The sequence below is a fragment of the Streptomyces sp. NPDC031100 genome (assembly GCF_055570785.1).
This window is the reverse complement of record NZ_JBVIGN010000001.1, coordinates 344,770-369,581: the sequence shown is the minus strand read 5'-3', so window position 1 is coordinate 369,581 and position 24,812 is coordinate 344,770. Positions and strand designations below refer to the sequence as shown.

Below are 24,812 nucleotides of genomic sequence, written 5' to 3'. Positions count from 1 at the left end.
TCCGGCGGCGCGGCCAAGGGAGCCGGCGGCAGGAAGACCACGCAGGCGGTCAAGGAGGCCGAGAAGAAGACGGCGGCGCAGGCCAGGGAGACCGAGAAGAAAGCGGTGGCCAAGGCCAAGGGGGCCGAGAAGAAGACGGTGACCGAGGCCAGGGGGGCTGCGAAGAAGACGGTGGCCTTGGAGGGCGGCACGAAGCGTGGCACCAAGAAGGCGGCGGTTGTGAAGGCGGCGGCCAAGGGGGCCGTGGCGGAGAAGGCCGCGGTCAAGAAGACGGTGGTCGAGAGGGCTGCGGCTACGAAGTCTGCGGCTGCGAAGGACGCGGTCACCAAGGACGCGGCTGTCAAGGACGTGGCTGCGAAGGTGGAGGTCAGGAAGGCAGCGGGCAAGAAGGCCGCGGTCAAGGCGGAGGTCGCCAAGGAGACGGCCGGCACGAAGAAGGCGGCCGGCACGAAGAAGGCGGCCGGTGCCGAGAAGACAGCCGGTACCGCCAAGAAGGCGGCCGGTACGAAAAAGGCGGCTGTCAAGAAGACGGCCACTGTGAGGACAGGCGCCAAGAAGGCCGCTGTAGCGGAAGCAGCCGCCGAGAAGGCGGTGGCGGGGAAGACGGCCTCCGAGGGGGCGGCTGCGAAGAAGGCGGCCGCCAAGAAGACGGCCGCGCAGCGGAAGGCCTCCGAGAAGACCGTCGCGGAGGGGGCGGCTGCCGTGAAGGCGGGCAGGAAGAAAGCCGCCGAGGGGAAGGCGGCCGCCGGGCACGTCTCCACGGGAGCGGCCGCGAAGAGCACGGCCAAGAAAGCGGGCGCGGCGCGGGCCGCGAAGCAGACGGGAGCCACCACAGTGGTTGCGAAGAAGACTCCTGGCACGGCCACGGCGCAGCAGACCGGCGTTCCCAAGGCACGGGTCGCCGCGGTGGAGCCCGGCGAGCTGGCGGTGCGCCCCGGTGAGGATCCCTGGACCCCGGCGGAGGTCGCGGAGGCCCGCGCCGAGCTGCTGTCCGAGGCCGAGCGGCTGCGCACCGAGATCAGCAGCTCCGAGGCCTCCCTCGCGGGCCTGATGCGGGACTCCGGCGACGGCGCGGGCGACGACCAGGCCGACACCGGCACCAAGAACATCACACGCGAGCACGAGCTGGCGCTGGCCGCCAACGCGCGCGAGATGCTGATCCAGACCGAGCGCGCCCTGGAACGGCTCGACGCGGGCACCTACGGCCTGTGCGAGAACTGCGGAAACCCCATCGGAAAGGCCCGCATGCAGGCGTTCCCGAGGGCCACCCTCTGCGTGGAGTGCAAGCAGAAGCAGGAACGTCGCTCCTGAGCACGAGGGCCTGCCGGAGCGTGCCGTAGTCTCGTCCCGAGGCAGGCAACTAGGTTGAGGGACTCACGTGGCAGAGGCGGAGCGCATCATCGGTACGCCGGACACTCCGGACGACGGCGGCGAGCGGGCGGCGGCCGCCGGAGCGCCTGTCGGCTCCGGCGCGGCCGACGTGCCCGGCGCGGGTGAGCAGGAGGCTGCGGCGCGGCAGCGGACCGGGCGCGGGCGCCGTATCGCCGTGCTCTTCGTGGTGGCCGCGTTCGCGTACGCCGTCGACCTGATCAGCAAGCTGCTGGTGGTCGCGAAGCTGGAGCACCACGCTCCGATCGAGCTGATCGGGGACCTGCTGGAGCTGCACGCCATCCGCAACCCGGGCGCGGCCTTCGGCTTCGGCGCGGCCTTCACGATCATCTTCACACTGATCGCGGCCGCCGTGATCGTGGTGATCATCCGCCTGGCCCGCAAGCTCTACAGCTTCCCCTGGGCGATCGCGCTCGGCCTGCTGCTCGGCGGCGCACTCGGCAACCTCACCGACCGGATCTTCCGGGCGCCCGGGATCTTCGAGGGCGAGGTCGTGGACTTCATCGCGCCCAAGGGCTTCGCGGTGTTCAACCTCGCCGACTCGGCGATCGTGTGCGGTGGCATCCTGATCGTGCTGCTGTCCTTCCGCGGCCTGGACCCGGACGGCACCGTCCACAAGGACTGAGACCGGCCCCGTGGCGGGCCGTTGTCCACAGGCTCGTTCGGGGCGGTGTGCCCCGTCCGGCATACTCGTCGGGTGAGCACGATTCCCGAGATCCGTACCCTGCCCGTGCCCGACGGCCTGGAGGGCGAGCGCGTCGACGCCGTCATCTCCCGCATGTTCGGCTTCTCCCGCACCAAGGCGGCGGAGCTGGCCGCGGCCGGCAAGGTCCAGGTCGACGGCTCCGTGGTGGGCAAGTCGGAGCGGGTGCACGGCGGCGCCTGGCTCGAGGTGGAGATGCCCCAGGCGCCCGCGCCCGTGCAGGTGGTCGCCGAGCCGGTCGAGGGCATGGAGATCGTGCACGACGACGATGACGTGGTCGTGATCGTCAAGCCGGTCGGCGTGGCCGCGCACCCCTCGCCGGGCTGGAGCGGCCCGACCGTCATCGGCGGTCTCGCCGCCGCCGGGTACCGGATCTCCACCTCCGGCGCCGCCGAGCGCCAGGGCATCGTGCACCGCCTGGACGTCGGCACCTCCGGTCTGATGGTGGTCGCGAAGTCCGAGTACGCGTACACGTCGCTCAAGCGCCAGTTCAAGGAGCGCACGGTCGACAAGCGCTACCACACGCTGGTCCAGGGCCACCCGGACCCGACGAGCGGCACGATCGACGCCCCCATCGGCCGGCACCCGAACCACGACTACAAGTGGGCGGTCACGGCCGACGGCAAGCCCTCCGTGACCCACTACGACCTCATCGAGGCCTTCCGCGCCGCCTCCCTGCTCGACGTGAAGCTGGAGACCGGCCGCACCCACCAGATCCGCGTCCACATGGCCGCCCACCGCCACCCCTGCGTCGGCGACCTGACCTACGGTGCCGACCCGACCCTCGCCAAGCGGCTGCGTCTGACCCGCCAGTGGCTGCACGCCGTACGGCTCGGCTTCGAGCACCCCGGGGACGGGCAGTGGGTCGAGTTCGCGTGCGACTACCCGGAGGATCTGCAGAGCGCCCTCGACCAGGTCCGCGAGGAGACCTACGGATGAGAGCGCCGTACACCGTCCGGATCGCCGAGGCCCCTGCCGACCGCGAGGCCTGCTTCGCGGTGCGCAAGGAGGTCTTCGTCGTCGAGCAGGGCGTTCCGCAGGACATCGAGTACGACGCGTACGACGCCGTCGCCGTGCATGTGCTGGCCGTCCGCGAGGACGGCGTGCCGCTCGGCACCGGGCGCCTGCTGTACGGCGAGGAGGCCGCGGCGAAGACCGGCGGGGACGCCTCGGTGGGCTCCCTGGGGCGGCTCGCCGTGGCCCGCGCGGCGCGTGGGCTGGGCGTCGGCGTGGCCCTGGTGCGGGCCATCGAGGACGCGGCACGCGCGCGTGGCCTGGCCGCGGTGGACCTGCACGCACAGACCCAGGCACTGGGCTTCTACGAGCGGCTCGGATACGAGTCGTACGGCCCGGAGTTCCCCGACGCCGGCATCCTGCACCGGGCGATGCGGCGCGTGCTGTAGCCGAGGGCGACGTACCGGCCGGCGCGCCGGGGGCCGTGGCAGGCTGGACGTCTGCCGTGTGATCGTCGACTCCCGGAGCGCCGGCCGTGGATCAGTTGACTCTGTTGTTCGTGGTGCTGCTCGGGGCCCTGGTGAGCGTCCCGGTCGGGGACCGGTTCGGGCTGCCGGCACCGGTGCTGATGACGGTGTTCGGCGGGTTCCTGGCGGTGGCCGACTTCGTGCCCAACGTGGAGATCCCGCCGGAGCTGATCCTGCCCGGACTGCTGCCGCCGCTTCTGTACGCCGCCGTACGACGGACCTCGTGGCGGCAGTTCGCCGCGAACAAGCGGCCGATCTTCCTGCTGGCCGTGGCCCTGGTGTTCGTGACGACGGTGTGCGTGGCCGCCGTCGCGCATGCGATCGTGCCCGGCCTGCCGATCGCCGCCGCCGTGGCGCTGGGCGCGCTGATCGCGCCGCCCGACCCGGTCGCCGCCACCGCCGTCGCCGGACAGCTCGGACTGCCGCGCCGGCTGGTGTCGATCCTGGAGGGCGAGGGGCTCTTCAACGACGTCACGGCCATCGTGCTGTACCACGTGGCGATCGCCGCCGCCGTGAGCGGGGAGTTCTCGGCCTGGCGGGCCGGTCTCGACCTGGTGCTGTCCGCCGTGGTCGCGGTCGTGGTCGGGCTGGCCCTCGGCTGGGGCGCGAACAAGCTGATGGACCTGCTCGGCGACGCGACCCTGCAGATCGGGCTGACCCTGCTGGTGCCGTACGCCTCCTACGTGCTCGCGGAGGAGCTGCAGGGGTCCGGGGTGCTCGCCGTGCTCACCACGGCCCTCTTCCTCGCCGAGTACGCCACCGACGCCGACGACGTGATGACCCGGCTGGCCGGGCACACCTTCTGGGACATCATCGACACGCTCGTCACGGGTGTCGCCTTCGGGTTGATCGGCCTCGAACTGCACAACGCGATCAGGACGGCGTCCGGGCGCTGGGGCGAGCTGCTCGGCTGGTCCGCCACGATCGTCGGCGTCGTCGTCGTGGTACGGCTGCTCTGGCTGATGCCCGCGACCTGGCTGACCAAGCGGCTGCACGCCCGGCGGGACTACGACGAGGACATCCCGGTGAGCTGGCGGGAGACCGTCGTGATGTGGTGGTCCGGGATGCGCGGGGTGGCCTCGGTGGCGCTGGCGCTCGCGATCCCGCTCAGGACCGACGACGGATCGCCGTTCCCCGACCGGGACGAGATCGTGTTCATCGCCTTCGGGGTGATCATCGCCACACTGGTGCTGCAAGGGCTGACGCTGCCCTGGCTGGTGAAGCGGCTGGGCGTGCGGGCCGACTCCGAGCGGGAGACGGAGTTCGAGGAGGAGCTGGCGCGACGGGCCACGAAGGCCGCCAGGCGGAGGCTGCGGGAGATCGAGCAGGTGGAGGAGTTGCCGGAGGAGCTGGCGGAGCAGATGTTGCGGCGGGCCTTCGACATCGGGATCCGGATCAGCCCGGACATGGGGGAGGCGGAGCGGCGGGAGGCGCATCAGCAGCGGGAGCGGCGGGTGAAGCGGGTGCGGCGGATCCAGTCGGAGATGCTGAGTGCTGCGCGGCATGAGGTGCTGGCCGCTCGGAGCGAGCCTGGGGCCGATCCGGAGATCGTGGACCGGGTGCTGAGGCATCTCGATGTGCGGAGCTTGCGCTGAGATTTCTCTCCGGCGGCCTTCCGTGATCCCGCTGCCGCGCGTTCGGCTGATAGTCGTACAAGCGGGCCGGGGCTGTGGACAAACGGAGGCCTCCGCGGGCGGGTGTTCGTACTCTCGGATCATGACTCGCAACATCGTGATCAGTGGTGGCGGTACGGGAATTGGGCTCGCGACGGCGCAGGGCTTCGCGGCGGACGGGGATCGGGTGCTGCTGCTCGGGCGGCGCGCCGAGGTGCTGGAGAAGGCCGGGGTGCCCGGGGCGCTCACCTGTGCGGCGGATCTGGCCGAACCCGGTGACGTGCGCGGCGTCGCCCGGTTCGTCGCCGAGGAGTTCGGCACCGTAGACGTGCTCGTGCACGCCGCGGGCGGCGCCGGGAACCTGGAGCCCCCGCCCGACAGCGAGGACCCCCTCGACCGGGTGTACCACGACTGGACGGTCAACTTCAGGCTGAACGTCCTCACCGCGGCGCTCCTCACCGAAGCCCTGAAGGACCGGCTCGCCGAGCCCGGCGGCCGGGTGCTCTTCCTCAGTTCCATCGCCGCCTACCGGGGCTCGGGCAGCGGCGCGTACGCGGCGGCCAAGGCGGGGCTGCATCCGTACGCCCATGACCTGGCCCGTGAGCTCGGCCCGCGCGGCATCACCGTGAACGTGGTGGCACCGGGATACATCGAGGACACCGAGTTCTTCGGCGACGCCATGGACGAGGCACGGCGGGAGCGGCTTATCGCCGACACCTCGACCGGCCGCGCCGGCACACCGGGGGACGTGGCCGCCACGCTGCACTGGCTGGCCTCACGCGGCGCCGGACACATCACCTCGCAGATCATCCAGGTCAACGGAGGCGCCGAGCGCGGGCACTGACGGCGCTGCGGCCGCTTCCGCCGTGTTGACGCGGGGCAGGGCGTGGGGGTGTTCCGCGGACAGCCAGGTGATCATCTGCTCGCGGACGGTGACCCGGACCGTCCATATGTCGTCCGCGTCCTTCGCGGTCACCAGGGCGCGCACCTGGATGGTGTTCGGGGTCGTGTCCGTCACGTGCAGGCCGTAGGTGCGGCCGTCCCAGGCCGGGCACCGGCGCAGGATGTCGCGGAGCCTCTCGCGCATCGCCTCGATCGGTGCGCTGTGGTCGAGATGCCACAGGACGGTGCCCGTCATCTGCGGGGTGCTCCGCGACCAGTTCTCGAAGGGTTTGGACGTGAAGTACGACACCGGCATCGTGATCCGTCGCTCGTCCCAGGTCCGTACCGTCAGGAAGGTCAGGGTGATCTCCTCGACCGTGCCCCACTCGCCGTCCACCACGACCGTGTCGCCGATGCGCACCATGTCGCCGAAGGCGATCTGCAGCCCCGCGAACAGGTTCGACAGGGTCGACTGGGCGGCGACGCCGGCGACGATGCCGAGGATGCCAGCGGAGGCCAGCAGCGAGGCGCCGGCCGCACGCATCGCCGGGAACGTCAGCAGCATCGAGGCGCTCGCCACCACGATGACGATCGCGGACACCACCCGCATGATCAGTTCCACCTGGGTGCGGACCCGGCGCACCCGGGCGGCGTCCCGGTGGGCGCGCGCGTACCGGCTGTAGGAGGTCTCGACGATCGCCGCGGCGATCCGGATCACCAACCAGGCGGCGGACCCGATCAGCACCAGCGTCAGCGTCCGGTCCACGCCGACCCGATGCCGCGCCAGCAGGTTCGCCTGGTCGTGGGAGCCTCTGAGCAGGGCGGTGCACAGGACGAGCTGATAGGGGACACGGCCGCGCCGCAGCAGGTCCCACAGCGGGGTCTCGGGATTGCTCTCGTCGGCTTTGCGCAGCAGCCGGTCGGTCACCCAGCCGATGGCCAGGGTGAGCAGGACCGAGCCGCCGAGCACGATCAAGGGGCGGACTGCGATCTCCATGCCTTCGCGTCTTACCGGGTTCGCGGGGTCGTGAACCTGTGGGTGAGCGGCGCATCCGAGGACCAACGCGGTACGGCGTTGTCGGGCCCGGCTGGCACCATGGGGGCATGAACATCGTGCTCTTTCACTCGACCTATGGGCTCAGGCCTGCGGTGCGCGAGGCTGCGGATCGGCTGCGTGCGGCGGGACACGAGGTGTGGACCCCGGACCTCTTCGAGGGGCGCACCTTCGACACGGTCGAGAAGGGCATGGAGTTCAAGGAGAAGATCGGCAAGGACGAGCTGCTGAAGCGGGCCGTGCTGGCGGCGGCGCCGTACTCGGAGCGCGGGCTCGTGTACGCGGGGTTCTCGCTCGGTGCCTCCATCGCGCAGACCCTGGCGCTCGGCGACGAGAAGGCGCGCGGCCTGCTCCTCGTGCACGGCACGTCGGACATCGCGCCGAACGTGCACGTGGACGAGCTGCCGGTGCAGCTGCACGTGGCCGAGCCCGACCCGTTCGAGACGGACGACTGGCTGAGCGCCTGGTATCTGCAGATGGGCCGGGCGGGGGCGGACGTGGAGATCTACCGGTACGCCGGGGCGGGACACCTCTACACCGACCCCGAGCTGCCGGACTACGACGAGGAGGCCGCCGAGGCCACCTGGCGGGTGGCGCTCGGCTTCCTCGACAGTCTGTAGCGCGCGGCTACACCGGGTCGTAGGTGCGCTCGACCTTCTGCGTGCCGCTGCGGGTGCGGTACGAACGCGCCCAGCTGGAGGTCGCGTTCGCGTCCGTGCGGTCGGACAGGACGTAGTAGTCCATCTGCGCACGGTCGGCGGTGATGTCCAGGACGCCGTAGCCGTGGCGGTCGGTGTCCACCCAGTGGACGTGCCGGTTGGCGGCCCTGATGACCGGCGAGGCGATCGCGGACACGGTGCCCTCGGGGACCTTCACGATGTCGTCCAGGTTGTCGGAGGTCACCGACGTCACCACGAACTCGGTGGCCGCCGACGCCGACAGCGGGTAGGTGCCCGCGTCCACGGGCACGTCGTTGGCCCACGCCATGTGGATGTCACCGGTCAGGAAGACGGTGTTGCCGATGGCGTTGGAGCGCAGGTGGTCCAGCAGCTCGCGGCGGTCGTCGGTGTAGCCGTCCCACTGGTCGGTGTTGAGGCCGATGCCGTCCTGGGGCAGCCCCATCAGCTTGGCGAGCGGCTTGAACAGATCGGCGGAGAGGGAGCCGATGACGAACGGCGAGATCATCACCGAGTTGCCGACCAGCCGCCACTTGGTGTCGGAGGCCTTCAGCCCGGCCTTCAGCCAGTCGAGCTGGGCGCGCCCGGTGATCGTACGGTTCGGGTCGTCCACCGAACCGCTGGCCGTGGAGGCCTGCTGGGAGCGGAACGAGCGCAGGTCCAGCAGGGACAGATCGGCGAGCTTGCCGAAGCGCAGCCGGCGGTAGGTGGTGCCGGCGATCGCGGGGCGGACCGGCATCCACTCGAAGTAGGCCTGCTTGGCCGCGGCCTGACGGTTCGCCCAGGTGCCCTCCGCGCCCTCGGTGTGGTTGACCGCGCCGCCCGACCAGGCGTTGTCGGCGAACTCGTGGTCGTCCCAGATCGCGATGACCGGCGCCTTCAGGTGCAGGGCCTGCAGGTCGGGATCGGTCTTGTGCTTGGCGTGCCGGATGCGGTAGTCGGCGAGGGTGATGATCTCGTTCGCCGGCGCGTGCGGGCGGACGACCTTGCCCCGGGTGCCGTACTCGCCCGACTTGTACTCGTAGATGTAGTCGCCGAGGTGCAGCCAGGCGTCGAGGTCGTTGCGGGCCGCGAGGTGGCGGTAGGCGGAGAAGTAGCCGGCCTCCCAGTTGGCGCAGGAGACCACGCCGAAGCGCAGGCCGGAGATGGCGGCGTCCGCCGCCGGCGCGGTGCGGGTGCGCGCCGCCGGGGAGTCGGTGCCGCCGGCGGAGAAGCGGAACCAGTAGTCGGTGGCCGGTTCCAGGCCGCGGATGTCGGCCTTGACGGTGTGGTCGGAGGCGGCCGTCGCGGTGGTGGAACCTTTGGAGACGATGCTGGTGAACGCCTTGTCCCTGGCGACGATCCAGCTCACCTCGGTGTCCGGGCCGAGCCCGGAGCCGGGTATCGCCTCCGGAGTGGGGGTCACCCGGGTCCACAGCAGGATGCCGTCGGGCAGCGGGTCGCCGGAGGCGACGCCGTGGAGGAAGGCGGGGGCGTCCGTGGCGGCGCGGGCCGGGAGCGCCGCGGCGATCGGGCCGGCCAGGACAGCAGTCGCCGCCGCGGCCTTGACGACCGTACGGCGGCGGGGCGAGAGGGAGTTGAGGCCCTCGGAGGCCGAAAATGATCTGTATCGACTGGTCACGGCCGATCAGGTTACTGAGCAGTTGTACTGATTGGTATGCGTCAGAGCGGGCGAACTCCGAAAGTTCGCCCGCTCTTCACGCGGTGATCGGTTTCTGACGGTGGGTCAGCCCTTGAGGGCCTCGTCCACCACCTTGTTGAAGTCGGCCACCGACATGGGCGCGTTGCCCTGGCTGCCGACGGTGAGCTTCTTGCCGTCCATGACGAGGCTCGGCGTGCCCCTCACGCCCAGCTTGGCGGCGTCGTCGAAGGTCTTCGACATGGCCATCGCCCAGGCGTCGTAGGTGCCCTTCTTGACCGCGTCCTGGAACTTCGTGTTGTTCTTCAGCGCGGGCACGGTGTCGGCGACCTTGATGAGGTAGCTGTCGTCCTTGAACTTGTCGGTGTTCTCGTCCGGGTGCCACGTCGCCGAGTAGAGCGCGCTCTTGTACGCGAGGAACGCCTCGGGGCTGACGTTGAGCGCGGCACCGAGGGCGCTCAGGGCGTTCTTGGAGCCCTCGCCGTTGTCGTGGTTGTCGAGGAACGTGGCGCCGATGAACTGGACCTTGAACTTGCCTTCGTCCATGTCCTTCTTCACGGTCGGGCCGACGGTCTGCTCGAACTGGGAGCAGACCGGGCAGCGCGGGTCCTCGTAGACCTGCAGGGTCTTCTTGGCGCTGTCCTTGCCTATGACGACCGTGGTGCCCTTGGCACCCGTGGTGTTGGCCGGGGCGACGACCTTGGCGTCCTTCAGGCCCTCCCAGTAGCTGGGCTTGTTGGCCTGTACGACGGCGTAGCCGATGCCGCCCGCCGCGGCCAGCACGGCCACGACCGAGGCGGCCACGATGACCTGCCGCCTGGCCTTGTCGCGCTTGGCCTGCCGCTCGCGCTCCTGGCGCAGCCGCTCCCGGGCCGCCGTCTTCGCCGCCTGACTGTTTCGCTTGCTCATTGTGGTGATCTCCATGTGGGACGCGCACACGTCGTACGCGGGATACGTGTGGGGGACTGCTTGTGCTCAGGCGAACGCCGATGAGCACGGCGGTCCCCGCCGTCCCAGGGAGTGCACGAGCAACCGGTCGCGGGCGACGGCCGGCCGCGCGGTCGGGCGCGGCAGCCGGCGCGCCGGGCACAGCCGTACGGCGCCGGCGGCGACCGCCAGCAGCAGCGGCCGGAAGGTGGTCGCGGCGACCGCGCGCAGCAGCTGGGTCAGGGCCCGCTCGCCGCGGCGCAGCCAGACGGCGGCCAGCAGCCCCACGCAGACGTGCGCGGCGAGCAGCAGCCAGGCGGCCGCCGGGCTGGCGTGCGCCAGCAGGGCCCCGGTGCCGCGGCTCGAGCCGGTCACCTGGGCCAGCGGGGTGCCCACGGCGCCCTGGCACAGCACGTCCAGGCCGAGGGCGCGCAGCGGACCTGCGACCGGGCCGCCCGCCCTGCCGTAACAGGCGTGCTGGCCGGTGGTGAGGACGGTGTCCGCGGCCAGCTCCAGCGGGATCAGCAGGGCCGCGATCCGGCCGAAGCCGCGCTCGCGGCCCGCCAGCGCGTACGCGCTGAGGAACACGCCGGCGGCGACCGCGGCCACGGTCGCGACCGGCAGCGGGGCCCTGGACAGCAGGACGTGCGACGCGGTGCTGAGCGTCACGACCACGGCCGTGAACAGCGCCGCGCGCACGGCTCTGAGCTGGGTCCCGGATATGTCCATAGCGAAAGGAGAGTCTGTCACGCGCGTGAGTAAGAGACCCCTAAAGGGTGCCTGTGAGTGCGTGACGTTACAGCCCTGGAATCCGGCCGTTGCGGAACAGGTCGACGAAGATCTGGTGGTCGGCACGCGCGCGTGCGCCGTAGCCGTGCGCGAAGTCCACCAGCAGGGGCGCGAAGCCCTCCTCGTCGGCCGCGAGCGCCGCGTCGATGGCCCGCTCGGTGGAGAACGGCACCAGGGACTCACCGGAGGTGTCGTCCGCCGCCGCGTGCATCGTGGCCGTGGCCCGGCCCAGGTCGGCGACGACGGCCGCGATCTCCTCCGGGTCGTCGATGTCGCCCCAGTCCAGGTCGACGGCGTACGGCGAGACCTCGGCGACCAGCTGGCCCGCGCCGTCCAGCTCGGTCCAGCCCAGCCACGGGTCGGCGTGCGCCTGCAGGGCGCGCTGGGAGATCACCGTGCGGTGGCCCTCGTGCTGGAAGTACTCCGCGATCGCCGGGTCCGTGATGTGCCGGGAGACGGCCGGGGTCTGGGCCTGCTTGATGTAGATCACGACGTCGTTCTCCAGGGCGTCGCTGTGACCCTCCAGGAGGATGTTGTACGACGGCAGGCCGGCCGAGCCGATGCCGATGCCGCGACGGCCCACGACGTCCTTCACCCGGTAGGAGTCCGGGCGGGCCAGGGAGGAGTCCGGAAGGGTCTCCAGGTAGCCGTCGAAGGCGGCCAGCACCTTGTAGCGGGTGGCCGCGTCCAGCTCGATGGAGCCGCCGCCCGGGGCGAAGCGGCGCTCGAAGTCGCGGATCTCGGTCATCGAGTCCAGCAGCGCGAAGCGGGTCAGCGAGCGGGCGTCACGCAGCGCGTCCAGCAGCGGACCCTGTGCGGTGTCCAGCGTGAACGGCGGCACCTCGTCGCGCTTGGCGCCCGTGGCCAGGGCGTGGATGCGCTCGCGGTAGGCGGTCGCGTAGACCGTCACCAGCTCGGTGATCTGCTCGTCACTGAGCGCCTTCGCGTAACCGATGAGCGCGACGGAGGCGGCGAACCGCTTCAGGTCCCAGGTGAACGGGCCGACGTAGGCCTCGTCGAAGTCGTTGACGTTGAAGACCAGGCGGCCGTTGGAGTCCATGTAGGTGCCGAAGTTCTCGGCGTGCAGGTCGCCGTGGATCCACACGCGCGAGGTGCGCTCGTCCAGGAACGGACCACCGCGCTTCTCTGCGTCCAGGTCGTGGTAGAAGAGGGCCGCCGTCCCCCGGTAGAACGCGAACGCCGAGGCCGCCATCTTCCGGAACTTCACGCGGAACGCGGCCGGGTCGGCGGCCAGGAGCCGGCCGAAGGCGGTGTCGAAGACGGCGACGATCTCCTCGCCGCGCTGCTCGTCGCTGAGCTGGGGAACCGACATCGCGGAGTGCCTCCTGGTGCATTGCCTGTACGACAGCGTTTCTGCCGTCTCCAACGCACGAAGGTACGTGGGAGTGCCCGTGGAGTGTCAGTCCCGAGGCATAGACTTCGACGCTGACCCCAGAACTGTCCGCCAGCCCGTCGCCGAGTGTTTCCCCCGGAGGCCTCACGTGTCAAAGCCGCCCTTCACGCACCTGCACGTCCACACCCAGTACTCGCTGCTGGACGGTGCCGCGCGGCTCAAGGACATGTTCAACGCCTGCAACGAGATGGGCATGACGCACATCGCCATGTCCGACCACGGCAACCTCCACGGGGCGTACGACTTCTTCCACTCCGCGCAGAAGGCCGGAATCACCCCGATCATCGGGATCGAGGCCTATGTCGCCCCCGAGTCCCGGCGCAACAAGCGCAAGATCCAGTGGGGCCAGCCGCACCAGAAGCGGGACGACGTCTCCGGTTCCGGTGGTTACACCCACAAGACGATGTGGGCCACCAACAAGACGGGCCTGCACAACCTCTTCCGCCTCTCCTCCGACGCCTACGCCGAGGGCTGGCTGCAGAAGTGGCCCCGGATGGACAAGGAGACCATCGCCCAGTGGTCCGAGGGGATCGTCGCCTCCACCGGCTGCCCCTCCGGCGAGGTCCAGACCCGGCTGCGCCTGGGACAGTTCGACGAGGCCCTCAAGGCGGCCGCCGACTACCAGGACATCTTCGGCAAGGACCGCTACTTCATGGAGTTGATGGACCACGGCATCGAGATCGAGCACCGGGTCCGCGACGGCCTCCTGGAGATCGGCAAGAAGCTCGGCATCCCGCCGCTGGTCACGAACGACTCGCACTACACGTACGCGCACGAGGCCGGCGCCCACGACGCCCTGCTGTGCATCCAGACCGGCAAGAACCTCTCCGACCCGGACCGCTTCAAGTTCGACGGCACCGGCTACTACCTGAAGTCCACGGACGAGATGTACGCCATCGACTCCTCGGACGCCTGGCAGGAGGGCTGCGCCAACACGCTCCTCGTCGCCGAGATGGTCGACACCACCGGCATGTTCGAGAAGCGCGACCTCATGCCCAAGTTCGACATCCCCGAGGGCTACACCGAGGTCACCTGGTTCAAGGAGGAAGTGCGCCGCGGCATGGAGCGCCGCTTCCCCGGCGGCATCCCCGAGGACCGCCAGAAGCAGGCCGACTACGAGATGGACGTCATCATCTCGATGGGCTTCCCCGGCTACTTCCTCGTGGTCGCCGACTTCATCATGTGGGCCAAGAACAACGGCATCGCGGTCGGCCCCGGCCGAGGCTCCGCGGCCGGTTCGATCGTCGCCTACGCCATGGGCATCACCGACCTCGACCCGATCCCGCACGGCCTGATCTTCGAGCGGTTCCTCAACCCCGAGCGCATCTCGATGCCCGATGTCGACATCGACTTCGACGAGCGCCGGCGCGTCGAGGTGATCCGGTACGTGACCGAGAAGTACGGCGCCGACAAGGTCGCCATGATCGGCACCTACGGCACCATCAAGGCCAAGAACGCGATCAAGGACTCCGCGCGCGTGCTGGGCTACCCGTACGCGATGGGCGACCGCATCACCAAGGCCATGCCCGCCGACGTCCTCGGCAAGGGCATCCCCCTCTCCGGCATCACCGACCCCAGCCACCCCCGCTACAGCGAGGCCGGCGAGGTCCGCGGGATGTACGAGAACGAGCCGGACGTGAAGAAGGTCATCGACACCGCGCGCGGTGTGGAGGGCCTGGTCCGGCAGATGGGCGTGCACGCCGCCGGCGTGATCATGTCCAGCGAGACCATCACCGAGCACGTCCCGGTCTGGGTGCGGCACACCGACGGCGTGACCATCACCCAGTGGGACTACCCGAGCTGTGAGTCGCTCGGCCTGCTGAAGATGGACTTCCTGGGCCTGCGCAACCTCACGATCATGGACGACGCCGTCAAGATGGTGAAGGTCAACAAGGGGATCGACATCGACCTCCTGGGCCTCCCGCTGGACGACCCGACGACCTTCGAACTGCTCCAGCGCGGCGACACCCTCGGCGTCTTCCAGTTCGACGGCGGCCCCATGCGCTCGCTGCTGCGCCTGATGAAGCCCGACAACTTCGAAGACATCTCCGCCGTGTCGGCCCTGTACCGCCCGGGCCCGATGGGCATGAACTCCCACACGAACTACGCGCTGCGCAAGAACAAGCAGCAGGAGATCACGCCGATCCACAAGGAGCTGGAGGAGCCCCTCGAAGAGGTCCTCGCGGTCACCTACGGCCTGATCGTCTACCAGGAGCAGGTGCAGAAAGCCGCCCAGATCATCGCCGGGTACTCGCTCGGCGAGGCTGACATCCTCCGCCGCGTGATGGGCAAGAAGAAGCCCGACGAGCTGGCGAAGAACTTCACCATCTTCCAGGCCGGTGCCCGCAAGAACGGCTACAGCGACGAGGCCATCCAGGCCCTGTGGGACGTGCTGGTCCCGTTCGCCGGCTACGCGTTCAACAAGGCGCACTCGGCCGCGTACGGCCTGGTCTCGTACTGGACCGCGTACCTGAAGGCGAACCACCCCGCCGAGTACATGGCCGCGCTGCTGACCTCGGTCAAGGACGACAAGGACAAGTCGGCGATCTACCTCAACGAGTGCCGCCGCATGGGCATCAAGGTGCTCCCGCCGAACGTCAACGAGTCGGTGCACAACTTCGCCGCCCAGGGCGACGACGTGATCCTCTTCGGCCTGGAGGCCGTGCGCAACGTCGGCACCAACGTGGTGGAGTCGATCATCAAGAGCCGCAAGGCGAAGGGCAAGTACGCCTCCTTCCCCGACTACCTCGACAAGGTCGAGGCGGTCGCGTGCAACAAGCGCACCACGGAGTCGCTGATCAAGGCGGGCGCGTTCGACACCCTGGGGCACACCCGCAAGGGCCTCACCGCGCAGTACGAGCCGATGATCGACAACGTGGTCGCGGTCAAGCGCAAGGAGGCCGAGGGACAGTTCGACCTCTTCGGCGGCATGGGCGAGGAGGAGAGCAGCGAGCCCGGCTTCGGACTCGACGTGCAGTTCACCGAGGACGAGTGGGACAAGACCTACCTGCTCGCCCAGGAGCGGGAGATGCTCGGTCTCTACGTCTCCGACCATCCGCTCTTCGGCCTGGAGCACGTGCTGTCCGACAAGGCGGACGCGGGCATCGCCCAGCTCACCGGCGGTGAGCACGCCGACGGCGCGGTGGTCACCATCGGCGGCATCATCTCGGGCCTGCAGCGCAAGATGACCAAGCAGGGCAACGCCTGGGCGATCGCCACGGTCGAGGACCTCGCCGGCTCCATCGAATGCATGTTCTTCCCGGCCACCTACCAACTGGTGTCGACCCAGCTGGTCGAGGATGCGGTCGTGTTCGTCAAGGGCCGCCTCGACAAGCGCGAGGACGTGCCCCGGCTCGTCGCCATGGAGCTGATGGTCCCGGACCTGTCCAACGCGGGCACCAACGCGCCGGTGATCCTCACCATCCCGGCCACCAGGGTCACCCCGCCCATGGTCAGCCGCCTCGGCGAGATCCTCAGCCACCACAAGGGCGACAGCGAGGTCCGCATCAAGCTCCAGGGCCCGCGCAAGACCACCGTGCTGCGCCTGGACCGGCACCGGGTCAAGCCGGACCCGGCACTCTTCGGCGACCTGAAGGTGCTCCTCGGGCCGTCCTGCCTGGCCGGCTGAGTCGTACGAGCACGCAAGGGGCGCATCCGCCACGGATGCGCCCCTCGGTGTGCCTGGGCTTCAACGGCCCGATTTACAGATCTCAGTTGTGGCCGAAACGCTTCTGCCGACCCTTGCGCGCCACGTCGGCGGGGGACATCGCGGAGAGGTGCTGCTCGTCCCGCGACTCCGCCGGGGGGCGCTGCCCCTGCTGGGCGCCGCGCTCGGACTGCGGGGCCTGCTTCTGGCTTCGGTCCTGCTTCTTGTTCTTGGCCATGGTGATCTGCCTCCTGTGGGGGATCTAGGGGCCAGGGCCGGGACCAGATTCACATAAGCTGACATGAGGTGCATGTCGGATAATTACGGTGTGTAGCGGGGCGCGCGGGCGTGCGAGATGCACAAACGCCACGCCGAAGATCGAGTTCGGGCCGTTAACCCCCGCGAGGTCGGGCAGACTCGAAGGAAGTCCGAAGCAAAAGCCTCCCGGGAAGAGGGTGAGTCGCGTGGACCGCTGCATCGTCCTGGTGGACGCCGGGTACCTGCTGGGAGCCGCCGCCAGCCTCCTCGCCGGTGAGCCTTCGCGGTCCCGGATCACCGTCGACCACGCCGCGCTCATCCAGGCCCTGCGCGAACGCGCGGAGTCGGAGACCGAGCGGCCGCTGCTGCGCATCTACTGGTTCGACGGCGCCCCCGACCGGGTCCCCCAGCCGGAGCACCGGCGACTGCGTGTGATGCCCCGCGTCACCGTCCGGCTCGGCGCCCTCACCCGCAGCGACGGACGTTGGGCGCAGAAGGGCGTGGACGCCGCCATGCACGCCGAGCTGACCGAGCTGGCCCGCAACCGCGCCTGCTCCGACGTCGTCCTGGTCACCGGCGACGGCGACCTGCTGCCCGGCATGATGGCCGCCAAGGAACACGGCGTCGCCGTCCACCTGTGGGCCGTGCAGGCCGCCGACGGGGACTACAACCAGTCCGAGGACCTGGTCGCCGAGGCCGACGAGCGGCGCGTACTGGACCGGGCCTGGATCACCCAGGCGGTCCGCGCCAAGGAACTGACCGGCGTCTGCGCGCCGCCGCCCGCGCCCCGCCCCGAGATCGCCGCGATCCTCTCCGCGCCGCTGCCCGAGTCCTCGCTCGCCGCGGCCGCCGACGGCCCCGTCCAGGAGGGCACCCGCGCGCCGGCCCCCGCCGCCTCGGAGAACGGAACCCAGGAGCGGGTGCCCGCCCCGAAGGGCGTACCCACCCCCAAGGACCTCGCCGCGCTGCGCGCGCCCGGCGTCCAGGCCGTGCAGCATCCGGCCACCGCGACCCTCAGGTGGTCCTCCGACAAGGGGTGGGTGGACCGGCCGGGGGCGGTCTCCGAGCCGCCCGAGGTCGCCTCCATGCCGACCCTGGCCCAGCTGACCACCGCCGAGCAGCGGTGGGCCGACCGGGAGGAGGACATCACCGCGGTCGGCGGCGACCCGTACGAGGTGGGGCAGGTCTTCGCCCGCCGGTGGATGTCCCGGCTCGGCGACCAGAGCCATCTGCAGCGGCTGTCCACGATGTACCCGCGCATCCCGCACCGCATCGACGGCGAGCTGCTGCGGTACGCCGCCCGCTTCGGACTGCTCGCCCACAAGGACGACCAGATCGACGAGCACGACCGCTACGCCATCCGGGCCGGCTTCTGGCGGGAGGTCGACGTGCCGGCGGCGGCCGAGCATGCGCCTGCCGGCGAGTGAGCAGGCAGATGCCCGGCGCCGGGACGAGAAGCCGAGGGTGAGAAGAGGCCCCAAAGGCGAGTAAAGGGGCGGGACCCCGTAGTCTCGTCCCTTGTGAGTACGCGCGCGGGACAGGCCCTTCGGCATGACGAGGTCGTACGCGTGCGCGGGCTCAGCAAGACCTACCCGCCCGTGAAGGGGCGGCGTGGAGCGCCCGGTACGCCCGAGGTGCGGGCCACCGACGGCGTCGAGCTGGACGTGCGGCGCGGCGAGATCTTCGGGCTGCTCGGGCCGAACGGCGCCGGCAAGTCCACCCTCGTACGGCAGCTCACCGGGCTGCTGCGGCCGGACACCGGCAGCGTCGAGATCCTCGGGCACGACATCGTGAGGCATCCCGAGCGGGCCGCCCGGATCCTCGCCTATCTCGGCCAGGAGTCCTCCGCCCTGGACGAGCTGACCGTCTCCCTCGCCGCCGAGACCACCGGACGGCTGCGCGGCCTCGACGTACGGCAGGCGCGGGCCGAGCGGGACGCCGTACTCGACGAGCTGGGGCTCACGCCGATCGCCGGGCGGGCGCTGAAGAAGCTGTCCGGCGGGCAGCGACGGCTCGCCTGCCTCGCCGCCGCCCTCGTCGGGCAGCGGCAGCTGCTGGTACTGGACGAGCCGACCACCGGCATGGACCCGGTGGCCCGGCGTGCCGTCTGGGCGGCCGTGGACCGGCGGCGGGCCGAGCGCGGTACGACCGTGCTGCTGGTCACCCACAACGTCATCGAGGCCGAGACCGTCCTCGACCGGGTCGCCGTCCTGGACCAGGGCCGGGTCATCGCCTGCGACACCCCCGCCGGCCTGAAGGAACAGGTCTCCGGCGAGGTGCGGGTGGAGCTGGTGTGGCGGGAGCGGGCGCCGCTGGACGTCCCCGAGGTCGCCGTGCTGGGCGAACGGGCCGTGGAGTCCGGCCGGCGCTGGACGCTCCGGCTCGCGCCCGAGGAGGCCCGGGCCGTCGTCGCCACGGTGACCGGCGGCGCCGCCTTCGCCGCCCTGGACGACTTCACGCTCGCCACGCCCAGCCTGGAGGACGTGTACCTGGCGCTGGGCGGCGCGGCACGGCAGGGGCTGGTGAAGGCGTGAGCGGGTGGGACGCCGGATGCGTATGGTCCCTGTGGGGAGCCCACGGGTCCCCTGGGATTTTCCTGGAGGACGGCGGGGCGAACGCCGTCGGGAAGAGGAGCAGCTCGTCGTGAGTGTCGTACCCGCGGAGGTTCTGCAGGGCGGTCCCCGGGCCGCCGTGCCTCAGGCGGCCCCGCGCGCGGCCGAGCTGGGGCCGCCCGCGCGGCTGTGGCCGTCGCTGGTGGCGGTCTACCGGGCGCAGCTGTCCCGGGCCCGGGTGGCGCGCATCCCGCTGCTGTTCGTGGCGACCTTCCAGTCCGTCGGCATCACCGTGATGATGCGGGGTGTCGTCGACAGCGGCAGTGAGGCCCGGTCCGTGGTGGCGGGGTCCTCGGTGCTCGTCGTCGCCTACGTCGCACTGAATCTGCTGTCGCAGTACTTCGGGCAGCTGCGCGCCAGCGGCGGACTCGACCACTACGCCACGCTGCCGGTGCCGCCGGCCGCGGTGGTGCTGGGCGCCGCGGGGGCGTACGCCTCCTTCACCGTGCCGGGGACGTTGGTGACCGCCGTCTTCGGGTGCGCGCTGTTCGGACTGCCGTTGGCCAACCTGTGGATCCTGGTGGCCGTGATCCCGCTCGCCGGGGCCGCGCTCGCCGGGCTCGGCGCCGCCTGCGGACTGCTCGCGCCGCGGCCCGAGCTGGCCACGCTGCTGGGGCAGCTGGGCATGTCGGCGGCGCTGCTGCTCGGTGTGCTGCCGGCCGACCGGATGCCCGAGATCGTGACGCTGGCCCGGGATCTGCTGCCGTCGACCTACGGCGTGGAGGCGTACGCCCGGACCTTCGCGGCGCACCCCGACTGGGCCGTCGTCCTCGCTGACCTGGGCGTCTGCGCGGGTGTCGGGGTGGTTTCGCTGGCCGTGGCGACCTGGGCGTACCGCAGGGCCGCCGTCCGGTGACGCGGCGCACAGCGCGACCTGGCACGATGTCAGGGTGACCGCACCGCTGACTCCGCCTCCGCCGCCGCACGACAACTCCGCGCACCAGCTCTGGCAGGCGCCGCCGCCTGCCGGGGCGCCGGTCGCGGGATGGCACGAACAGGACGGCCCCGGGATGAAGACCGAAGTGCGGGACGCCGCTGTGATCACGCTGGCGGTGGCCCTGGGCGGAGTGCTGTTCGGGCTGCTGTGGTGGTGGCTGGCGCCGCATGTGCCGCTGGTGGGGAACGAGGTCGACAAGAGCTGGGTCGTCTACTTCAAGGACACCGAGGGCGAGCAGGCGGCCGGGGTGGACGGGACGTTCACGCTGACAGGCCTCGGGTTCGGGGTGGTCAGCGCGGTCGTCGTGTTCCTGCTGCGGCGGCGTGGGGGTGTGCCGCTCGTGGTGGCACTCGGCCTCGGCGGGCTGCTGGGGTCGTTGCTGGCGTGGCGGCTCGGCATATGGCTGGGCCCTGAGTCGGACGTCATCGCTCACGCCAAGGCCGTGGGCAAGGGTGTGACCTTCTCGGCGCCGTTGAAGCTGGGGGCGAAGAGCGCACTGCTGGCGTGGCCGGTCGCCGCGTTGCTGGTGCATCTCGGGCTGACCGCGCTGTTCGGGCCCCGGGACCCCGAGCCGCCCTATCCGCAGGGGTGACCCGGGCTCTGCCCGCCCTCTCAGCCCCGGCCGATCGGGGCCAGCACCGCATCCGTGAGCTTCGCCAGGTCCCCCGGAGCCAGTTCGACCTCCAACCCCCTGCGCCCCGCCGAGATGCAGATCGTGTCGTGGGACTCGGCCGAGTCGTCCAGGACCGTGGGGAGCTTCTTGCGCTGGCCCAGCGGGGAGATGCCGCCGCGGACATAGCCGGTGGTGCGCTCCGCGAGGGCCGGGTCGGCCATGGCCGCCCGCTTGCCGCCCACCGCCGCGGCCAGGGCCTTCAGGTCCAGCGTGCCGGAGACCGGGACCACCGCCACCGTCAGACTGCCGTCCACGTCGGCCACCAGGGTCTTGAAGACCCGGTCGGGGGAGACGCCCATCGCCTCCGCCGCCTCCTCGCCGTACGAGGGATGGGCGGGATCGTGGTCGTAGGAGTGGACCGTGAAGTCCACACCCGCAGCCGTCAGGGACACCGTCGCGGGCGTCCCGCCCACCCGTCGCCCACCACCAGCCCTGTTCGAATGCGCTTCGCGCGCCTTTGATTCGGGCTGCTGCTTCTTCGACTTCTTCGCCATCGGGTGTCTCGGCCTCGGTTCGTTCAGTTCAGGCTGGTCGGCGTCCGCGTCAGCTCGAACGCGGGCAACGACGGCAGGTTACGGATGATGGCCGTCTCCGCGCGCAGCAGTTTCAGCTCGTCCCGGAGCCGGGAGGCGGTGTCCGGTGCCTGGAGCAGCCGCTGCTTGGTCGGGGTGTCCAGGACCATCGCCGCGGCCACCAGGTAGGAGACCACCGAGGGGTCGTCCGGGAGGTCCGCCCCGGTCGACAGCGAGCGTTCGCGGGCGCCCGCCAGACGCTTCTGGTACTGGCGGAAGGCGCGCAGGACGCCCTCCGCGAGCGCGCCCGCCTCGTCGCCGGGGTCCTCCGGCAGCTCCTCCAGCTCCGCCGTCAGGAACGGGCCGGACGTGTCCACGGACAGCAGCCGTACCCGGGTCGTCCCGGTCGCCAGGACCTCGAACGTGCCGTCGGCGCGCTCCCGGATGGTCGCCGCGTCCGCCACGCAGCCCACGCCGTGGAAGGACTTCAGCGGGTCCGGGCCGAAGCCGGCGGCCGGGCCCCGTTCGGGCTGTGCGGTCGGATCCGGCATGCCCGGCGCGCTCGGTGCCACCTCGTGGCCGTCGCGGATCGCCACGACGACGAACCGGCGCGGCTCGTCCTCGGGGGTCTTCAGCAGCTCGCGCATCATGGCGCGATAGCGCTCCTCGAAGATGTTCAGCGGCAGCACGAGCCCGGGGAACAGCGCCGAGTTCAGCGGAAAGAGGGGGAGACGGACGGTGGTCACGGCGCCCCAGCCTAATGGTCGGGGGCGGGAGCTTGGCCGCGGTGTCCGTTCCGCGGTCGCGTGGGTGCCGTCGTCAGCTCGGCCACGGCGGCGCGCGGAGCGGCCGTCAGAAGCGCCTCGCGCACCCGCAGGAAGTGGCCGAGCGGGTCGTCGGACAGCCGCTCCCAGGGGAAGGAGGTGGCGTACGGGCCGATCAGGTGCAGCTGGGTGCGGGCCTCCGTCCAGCGTTCCAGCCGGGCCAGGACGTAGAGCAGCTTGTTGCGGAGCTCGGCGGGCCAGGGGGCGGCCGCCGGGAAGCGGCCGGAGAGCGCGACCGCACGGTCGGCCGCCGCGTCCAGCCGTCCGCGTGGCACCTCGGGGCCGCAGCCGTCGGTCAGATAGGCGAGGGCCGCCCGGGCCGGCAGCGCCTGGACGAGCGAGTCGGCCGGGGCGTCCTGCGCGGCCAGGTCGGCGAAGTCGAAGCACTCGGGGTGCGAGCCGTGCCAGGCGGCGCCGAGGTAGCGCAGGGCGGCGACATGGCAGCCGTAGTGGTGCGGGGCCCGGCGGACCGCGGCCTCCCACAGCTCCCCGAAGTAGCGGTGCCCGGCCAGGGAGCCGCGCGCGTGGTCGAGCGCGATCCGCCACGGCACCGGGTCCCGGTCGTCGGCCCGGGCGGCGGCCGTGATCAGCGGGCTCACCTCGCGCAGCAGCTCGGCGCGGGCCGGCGAGGGCCAGGCGCGGTCCACGGCCAGCTGGGCTCCGACGAGTGTCACGTCGGGGTCGCCCGGGGCGGCCGTACGCCATTCCTCGAACCACTCGGGGCGCGAGCGCGCGAAGGCCGCGAGCCGCTTGGTGTACCGGTCGTGGTCCTCCCACTCGGCCGCCGTGCGCGTCGTGGCGAGCAGCGCGGCTGCGGGGCCGTACTCGCCCCGGCCGGCCGCGACCAGCACGGGGGAGAGGCGTTCGTCGGGCGCGTCGAGGACGGCCTCGTCGCCGGCCGGCTGGTGGTCGGCGGGGCGCGAGGCACGTCGTGTCATCCGTGTGGGGCGGAGGAACGCCGGCAGCAGAGCCATGGTGTCGACCATTGAAAGACCGCAGGTCGGGCACGCGCCAGAGGGTCGGGACAAGTCATGGAAGGTTGTACGCCCGCGGGTCAAGGGAGGGCAAAAGCTGACTGTTCACGCGCTGTGGCGTATCTGTCGGCAAGCCGGTCCGACGGTGACCTGTGCGGCCGGAGGTACGTCAGTGACCTGAGTGCCGGCCGGGTCGGCGCACCGAGCCTCAGTTCCGGCGGAGCAGCCGTGTCGCTCCCGCCGCCACCGTCGTCGCGAGGATCCAGCCCAGGATGATCATCATCGCCGCCAGCCACTGCCAGCCGCCGCGCAGCTGCCACTGGCCGGCCTGGCCCAGATCGATCACCGGGAGCAGGAGGTCCAGGGTGAACAGCGCGGCACTCCAGGACGGATGGCCGCCGGAGCTCATCGGCGGATGGTCGGCGTGCGAGAAGGCCAGCGTGCCCGCCGCCCACAGCACCGCCATCCACACCGCGGCCCGGCCCGGCCGGTAGCCGTAGGCCACCGTCCAGTCCTGGACGTACCCCCAGAACTTGCCGGCCAGCGGCAGCGTCTCGCGGCGCCGGCGCTGCTTGGCGAGCTGCACCTCGCGGGCGTCCTCGTCCTCCCCGGCCGCGCGCAGCACGGCGGCCAGCCGCTCGTACGGCTCCGGGTTGTACTCGGCGGTGGCCGCCGCCACCCAGTCCAGGCGCCGGGTCAACGGGAAAGGCCCCCGCGGGACCAGGTTCTCGTACGTGAAGCCGCCCATGTGCAGACTGCCCGGGCCGGGCCAGCTGTCCGCGCGGTCCACCAGGTTGACGACCCGCGCACCGGACAGCAGCACCTGGCCGCGCTGCGGACCGTCCCCGAGGAAACGCAGCTCCGGCGTCTGCACCCGGCGCAGCGACAGCACCTGGTCGTCGGTGAGGACGAACCGGGCCCGCTCCAGGTCGATGGCGTCCCCGAACCGGCCGTCGTCCAGCCGCACCCCGCCCTGGGCCTCGAAGCGCTGGATCCGCGTCCCGCGCGCGGGAGTCGTCCCGCTCAGCAGCGGGCTGCCGACGCCGGCCGGGGTCAGGTACAGGGTGCGCCCGACGGTCAGCTGGGGCGCGTTCAGGGCGAGTCGCGCGTACGGATTGGCCAGTTTCGCTCCGCGCAGGCTCAGCGAGACCCCGATCTTGGCGCTGCGCAGGCTGAACTCGCCGTGCGACTCCAGCAGCTCAGCCTGGAGGTCCTGGCCGACGGTCATGCCGTCCGCGGCGATCGAGCGGCCGCTGCGGTCCCGGTACACGACCGCCTGGTTGAGCAGCAGATCCGTGCCGATGTGCGCGTCGGTCAGCCGTACCCCGTTCTGGAAGCGGCAGCGCGGCAGATGCAGATCGCCCTCGGTGTGCACCCGGGCCGCCTCCAGACGGGGCACCGCGCAGTCCACCAGGCGGAGGGTCGTGAACCGGGCCTCGGGGAGGAGGATCTCGTTGTCGAAGCGGCAGCCGCGCATCTCCACGTACGGCGTGACCGTGCCGCCCGCCAGGTCCAGCGAGCCGGTGACCCGCACACCGGCCAGCTTCAGCGAGGACACCCGGCCCGCGAGTGCGGGCGGCCCGTCCAGCAGCAGCCAGCAGACGATGCGCGCCCGCACGCTCCGCTCGGGCCCCCAGGGATGCCCGCCGTGCGGGTCGTCCGCGACGGCGTCCCCGCTGCTCAGGTCGTACACGCTGCCGTTGCGGAAGGCCTGCCACATGCCGGCCTCGGCCGCGGTCAGGTCGTCCGGCAGGTCCCCGGCGTTGATGCCGGCCCCCTCGGTCACCGCTCTTCCTTCTTCCCTGCCT

At 71.2% G+C, this 24,812-nt stretch carries 22 protein-coding genes; 12 read left to right on the top strand and 10 right to left on the bottom strand.

Annotated elements, in window-relative coordinates:
- Window positions 1-360 precede the first annotated feature (360 nt).
- The 6 genes from ACZ5DS_RS01715 (at window position 361) to ACZ5DS_RS01690 (ending at window position 6,030) form a co-directional block, all read left to right on the top strand.
- On the top strand, window positions 361-1,311 hold the full coding sequence (locus ACZ5DS_RS01715) for a TraR/DksA family transcriptional regulator (RefSeq protein ID WP_468233856.1): 951 nt from the start codon (window positions 361-363) through the stop codon (window positions 1,309-1,311).
- Between the two features lie 67 nt (window positions 1,312-1,378).
- A complete protein-coding gene (gene lspA, locus ACZ5DS_RS01710; RefSeq protein ID WP_468232906.1) occupies window positions 1,379-2,014 on the top strand; it encodes a signal peptidase II in 636 nt (211 codons plus the stop codon).
- A 72-nt stretch (window positions 2,015-2,086) separates the two neighbouring features.
- Entirely contained in the window at window positions 2,087-3,031 is a 945-nt protein-coding gene (locus ACZ5DS_RS01705; protein WP_468232904.1) for an RluA family pseudouridine synthase, read from the top strand.
- Window positions 3,028-3,495 carry a GNAT family N-acetyltransferase gene (locus ACZ5DS_RS01700; protein WP_468232902.1) on the top strand — a complete coding sequence of 156 codons (468 nt, stop codon included), beginning with the start codon at window positions 3,028-3,030 and terminating at the stop codon, window positions 3,493-3,495. Before ACZ5DS_RS01705 ends, ACZ5DS_RS01700 begins: the two co-directional genes overlap by 4 nt.
- 86 nt (window positions 3,496-3,581) lie before the next feature.
- Entirely contained in the window at window positions 3,582-5,168 is a 1,587-nt protein-coding gene (locus ACZ5DS_RS01695) for a Na+/H+ antiporter (RefSeq protein ID WP_468232900.1), read from the top strand.
- A 121-nt stretch (window positions 5,169-5,289) separates the two neighbouring features.
- Window positions 5,290-6,030 carry an SDR family NAD(P)-dependent oxidoreductase gene (locus tag ACZ5DS_RS01690; RefSeq protein ID WP_468232899.1) on the top strand — a complete coding sequence of 247 codons (741 nt, stop codon included), beginning with the start codon at window positions 5,290-5,292 and terminating at the stop codon, window positions 6,028-6,030.
- On the opposite strand, the gene ACZ5DS_RS01685 is transcribed toward ACZ5DS_RS01690, so the two are convergent.
- Window positions 5,962-7,065, bottom strand: a complete 1,104-nt coding sequence (locus ACZ5DS_RS01685; protein ID WP_468232897.1) for a mechanosensitive ion channel family protein — start codon at window positions 7,063-7,065, stop codon at window positions 5,962-5,964. The genes ACZ5DS_RS01690 and ACZ5DS_RS01685 overlap by 69 nt on opposite strands.
- Before the next feature lie 107 nt (window positions 7,066-7,172).
- Between ACZ5DS_RS01685 and ACZ5DS_RS01680 the strand changes: the two genes are divergently transcribed.
- Complete coding sequence (locus ACZ5DS_RS01680; protein WP_468232895.1) at window positions 7,173-7,742, top strand: dienelactone hydrolase family protein; 570 nt, start codon at window positions 7,173-7,175, stop codon at window positions 7,740-7,742.
- A gap of 7 nt (window positions 7,743-7,749) precedes the next feature.
- On the opposite strand, the gene ACZ5DS_RS01675 is transcribed toward ACZ5DS_RS01680, so the two are convergent.
- From ACZ5DS_RS01675 to ACZ5DS_RS01660, 4 genes are all read right to left on the bottom strand, one after another.
- Entirely contained in the window at window positions 7,750-9,420 is a 1,671-nt protein-coding gene (locus ACZ5DS_RS01675) for an alkaline phosphatase D family protein (protein WP_468232893.1), read from the bottom strand.
- Window positions 9,421-9,525: 105 nt separating this feature from the next.
- Window positions 9,526-10,347, bottom strand: coding sequence for a thioredoxin domain-containing protein (locus ACZ5DS_RS01670; protein WP_468232891.1), 822 nt, complete (start codon window positions 10,345-10,347; stop codon window positions 9,526-9,528).
- 66 nt (window positions 10,348-10,413) lie between these two features.
- Entirely contained in the window at window positions 10,414-11,094 is a 681-nt protein-coding gene (locus ACZ5DS_RS01665; RefSeq protein WP_468232889.1) for a hypothetical protein, read from the bottom strand.
- A 67-nt stretch (window positions 11,095-11,161) separates the two neighbouring features.
- The gene (locus ACZ5DS_RS01660) at window positions 11,162-12,487 is read right to left on the bottom strand and encodes a DUF2252 domain-containing protein (RefSeq protein ID WP_468232887.1); all 1,326 of its coding nucleotides are present in this window, start codon (window positions 12,485-12,487) and stop codon (window positions 11,162-11,164) included.
- Window positions 12,488-12,656: 169 nt separating this feature from the next.
- Here ACZ5DS_RS01660 and dnaE point away from each other — a divergent pair, with 169 nt between their 5' ends.
- On the top strand, window positions 12,657-16,196 hold the full coding sequence (dnaE, locus tag ACZ5DS_RS01655) for a DNA polymerase III subunit alpha (RefSeq protein ID WP_468232885.1): 3,540 nt from the start codon (window positions 12,657-12,659) through the stop codon (window positions 16,194-16,196).
- A gap of 82 nt (window positions 16,197-16,278) precedes the next feature.
- Here dnaE and ACZ5DS_RS01650 read toward each other — a convergent pair whose 3' ends face one another.
- Window positions 16,279-16,452, bottom strand: coding sequence for a hypothetical protein (locus ACZ5DS_RS01650; RefSeq protein WP_468232883.1), 174 nt, complete (start codon window positions 16,450-16,452; stop codon window positions 16,279-16,281).
- Between the two features lie 226 nt (window positions 16,453-16,678).
- Here ACZ5DS_RS01650 and ACZ5DS_RS01645 point away from each other — a divergent pair, with 226 nt between their 5' ends.
- The 4 genes from ACZ5DS_RS01645 (at window position 16,679) to ACZ5DS_RS01630 (ending at window position 20,613) form a co-directional block, all read left to right on the top strand.
- Window positions 16,679-17,899: an NYN domain-containing protein gene (locus tag ACZ5DS_RS01645; protein ID WP_468232881.1), complete on the top strand. Its 1,221-nt coding sequence runs from the start codon at window positions 16,679-16,681 to the stop codon at window positions 17,897-17,899.
- Between the two features lie 93 nt (window positions 17,900-17,992).
- Window positions 17,993-19,006, top strand: a complete 1,014-nt coding sequence (locus ACZ5DS_RS01640) for an ABC transporter ATP-binding protein (protein ID WP_468232879.1) — start codon at window positions 17,993-17,995, stop codon at window positions 19,004-19,006.
- Between the two features lie 109 nt (window positions 19,007-19,115).
- On the top strand, window positions 19,116-19,940 hold the full coding sequence (locus tag ACZ5DS_RS01635) for an ABC transporter permease (protein ID WP_468232877.1): 825 nt from the start codon (window positions 19,116-19,118) through the stop codon (window positions 19,938-19,940).
- Between the two features lie 34 nt (window positions 19,941-19,974).
- A complete protein-coding gene (locus tag ACZ5DS_RS01630; RefSeq protein WP_468232875.1) occupies window positions 19,975-20,613 on the top strand; it encodes an AAA family ATPase in 639 nt (212 codons plus the stop codon).
- Window positions 20,614-20,633: 20 nt separating this feature from the next.
- On the opposite strand, the gene ybaK is transcribed toward ACZ5DS_RS01630, so the two are convergent.
- The 4 genes from ybaK to ACZ5DS_RS01610 all read right to left on the bottom strand — a co-directional run bounded on the left by ybaK (window position 20,634) and on the right by ACZ5DS_RS01610 (window position 24,790).
- Window positions 20,634-21,188 (bottom strand): Cys-tRNA(Pro) deacylase, encoded by a 555-nt coding sequence (gene ybaK, locus ACZ5DS_RS01625; protein ID WP_468232873.1) that lies wholly within the window; start codon window positions 21,186-21,188, stop codon window positions 20,634-20,636.
- Between the two features lie 23 nt (window positions 21,189-21,211).
- Window positions 21,212-21,952, bottom strand: coding sequence for an LON peptidase substrate-binding domain-containing protein (locus tag ACZ5DS_RS01620; protein WP_468232872.1), 741 nt, complete (start codon window positions 21,950-21,952; stop codon window positions 21,212-21,214).
- An 11-nt stretch (window positions 21,953-21,963) separates the two neighbouring features.
- Window positions 21,964-23,016 (bottom strand): hypothetical protein, encoded by a 1,053-nt coding sequence (locus ACZ5DS_RS01615; RefSeq protein WP_468232870.1) that lies wholly within the window; start codon window positions 23,014-23,016, stop codon window positions 21,964-21,966.
- A 196-nt stretch (window positions 23,017-23,212) separates the two neighbouring features.
- On the bottom strand, window positions 23,213-24,790 hold the full coding sequence (locus ACZ5DS_RS01610) for an oxidoreductase (RefSeq protein WP_468232868.1): 1,578 nt from the start codon (window positions 24,788-24,790) through the stop codon (window positions 23,213-23,215).
- Between the last annotated feature and the right edge of the window lie 22 nt (window positions 24,791-24,812).

Coding starts and splice junctions, on each gene's coding strand:
- ACZ5DS_RS01650 (WP_468232883.1), bottom strand. CDS start 16,452: ATGGCCAAGAACAAGAAGCAGGACCGAAGCCAGAAGCAGGCCCCGCAG.
- ACZ5DS_RS01685 (WP_468232897.1), bottom strand. CDS start 7,065: ATGGAGATCGCAGTCCGCCCCTTGATCGTGCTCGGCGGCTCGGTCCTG.
- ybaK (WP_468232873.1), bottom strand. CDS start 21,188: ATGGCGAAGAAGTCGAAGAAGCAGCAGCCCGAATCAAAGGCGCGCGAA.
- ACZ5DS_RS01670 (WP_468232891.1), bottom strand. CDS start 10,347: ATGAGCAAGCGAAACAGTCAGGCGGCGAAGACGGCGGCCCGGGAGCGG.
- ACZ5DS_RS01615 (WP_468232870.1), bottom strand. CDS start 23,016: ATGGTCGACACCATGGCTCTGCTGCCGGCGTTCCTCCGCCCCACACGG.
- ACZ5DS_RS01690 (WP_468232899.1), top strand. CDS start 5,290: ATGACTCGCAACATCGTGATCAGTGGTGGCGGTACGGGAATTGGGCTC.
- ACZ5DS_RS01665 (WP_468232889.1), bottom strand. CDS start 11,094: ATGGACATATCCGGGACCCAGCTCAGAGCCGTGCGCGCGGCGCTGTTC.
- ACZ5DS_RS01680 (WP_468232895.1), top strand. CDS start 7,173: ATGAACATCGTGCTCTTTCACTCGACCTATGGGCTCAGGCCTGCGGTG.
- ACZ5DS_RS01660 (WP_468232887.1), bottom strand. CDS start 12,487: ATGTCGGTTCCCCAGCTCAGCGACGAGCAGCGCGGCGAGGAGATCGTC.
- ACZ5DS_RS01700 (WP_468232902.1), top strand. CDS start 3,028: ATGAGAGCGCCGTACACCGTCCGGATCGCCGAGGCCCCTGCCGACCGC.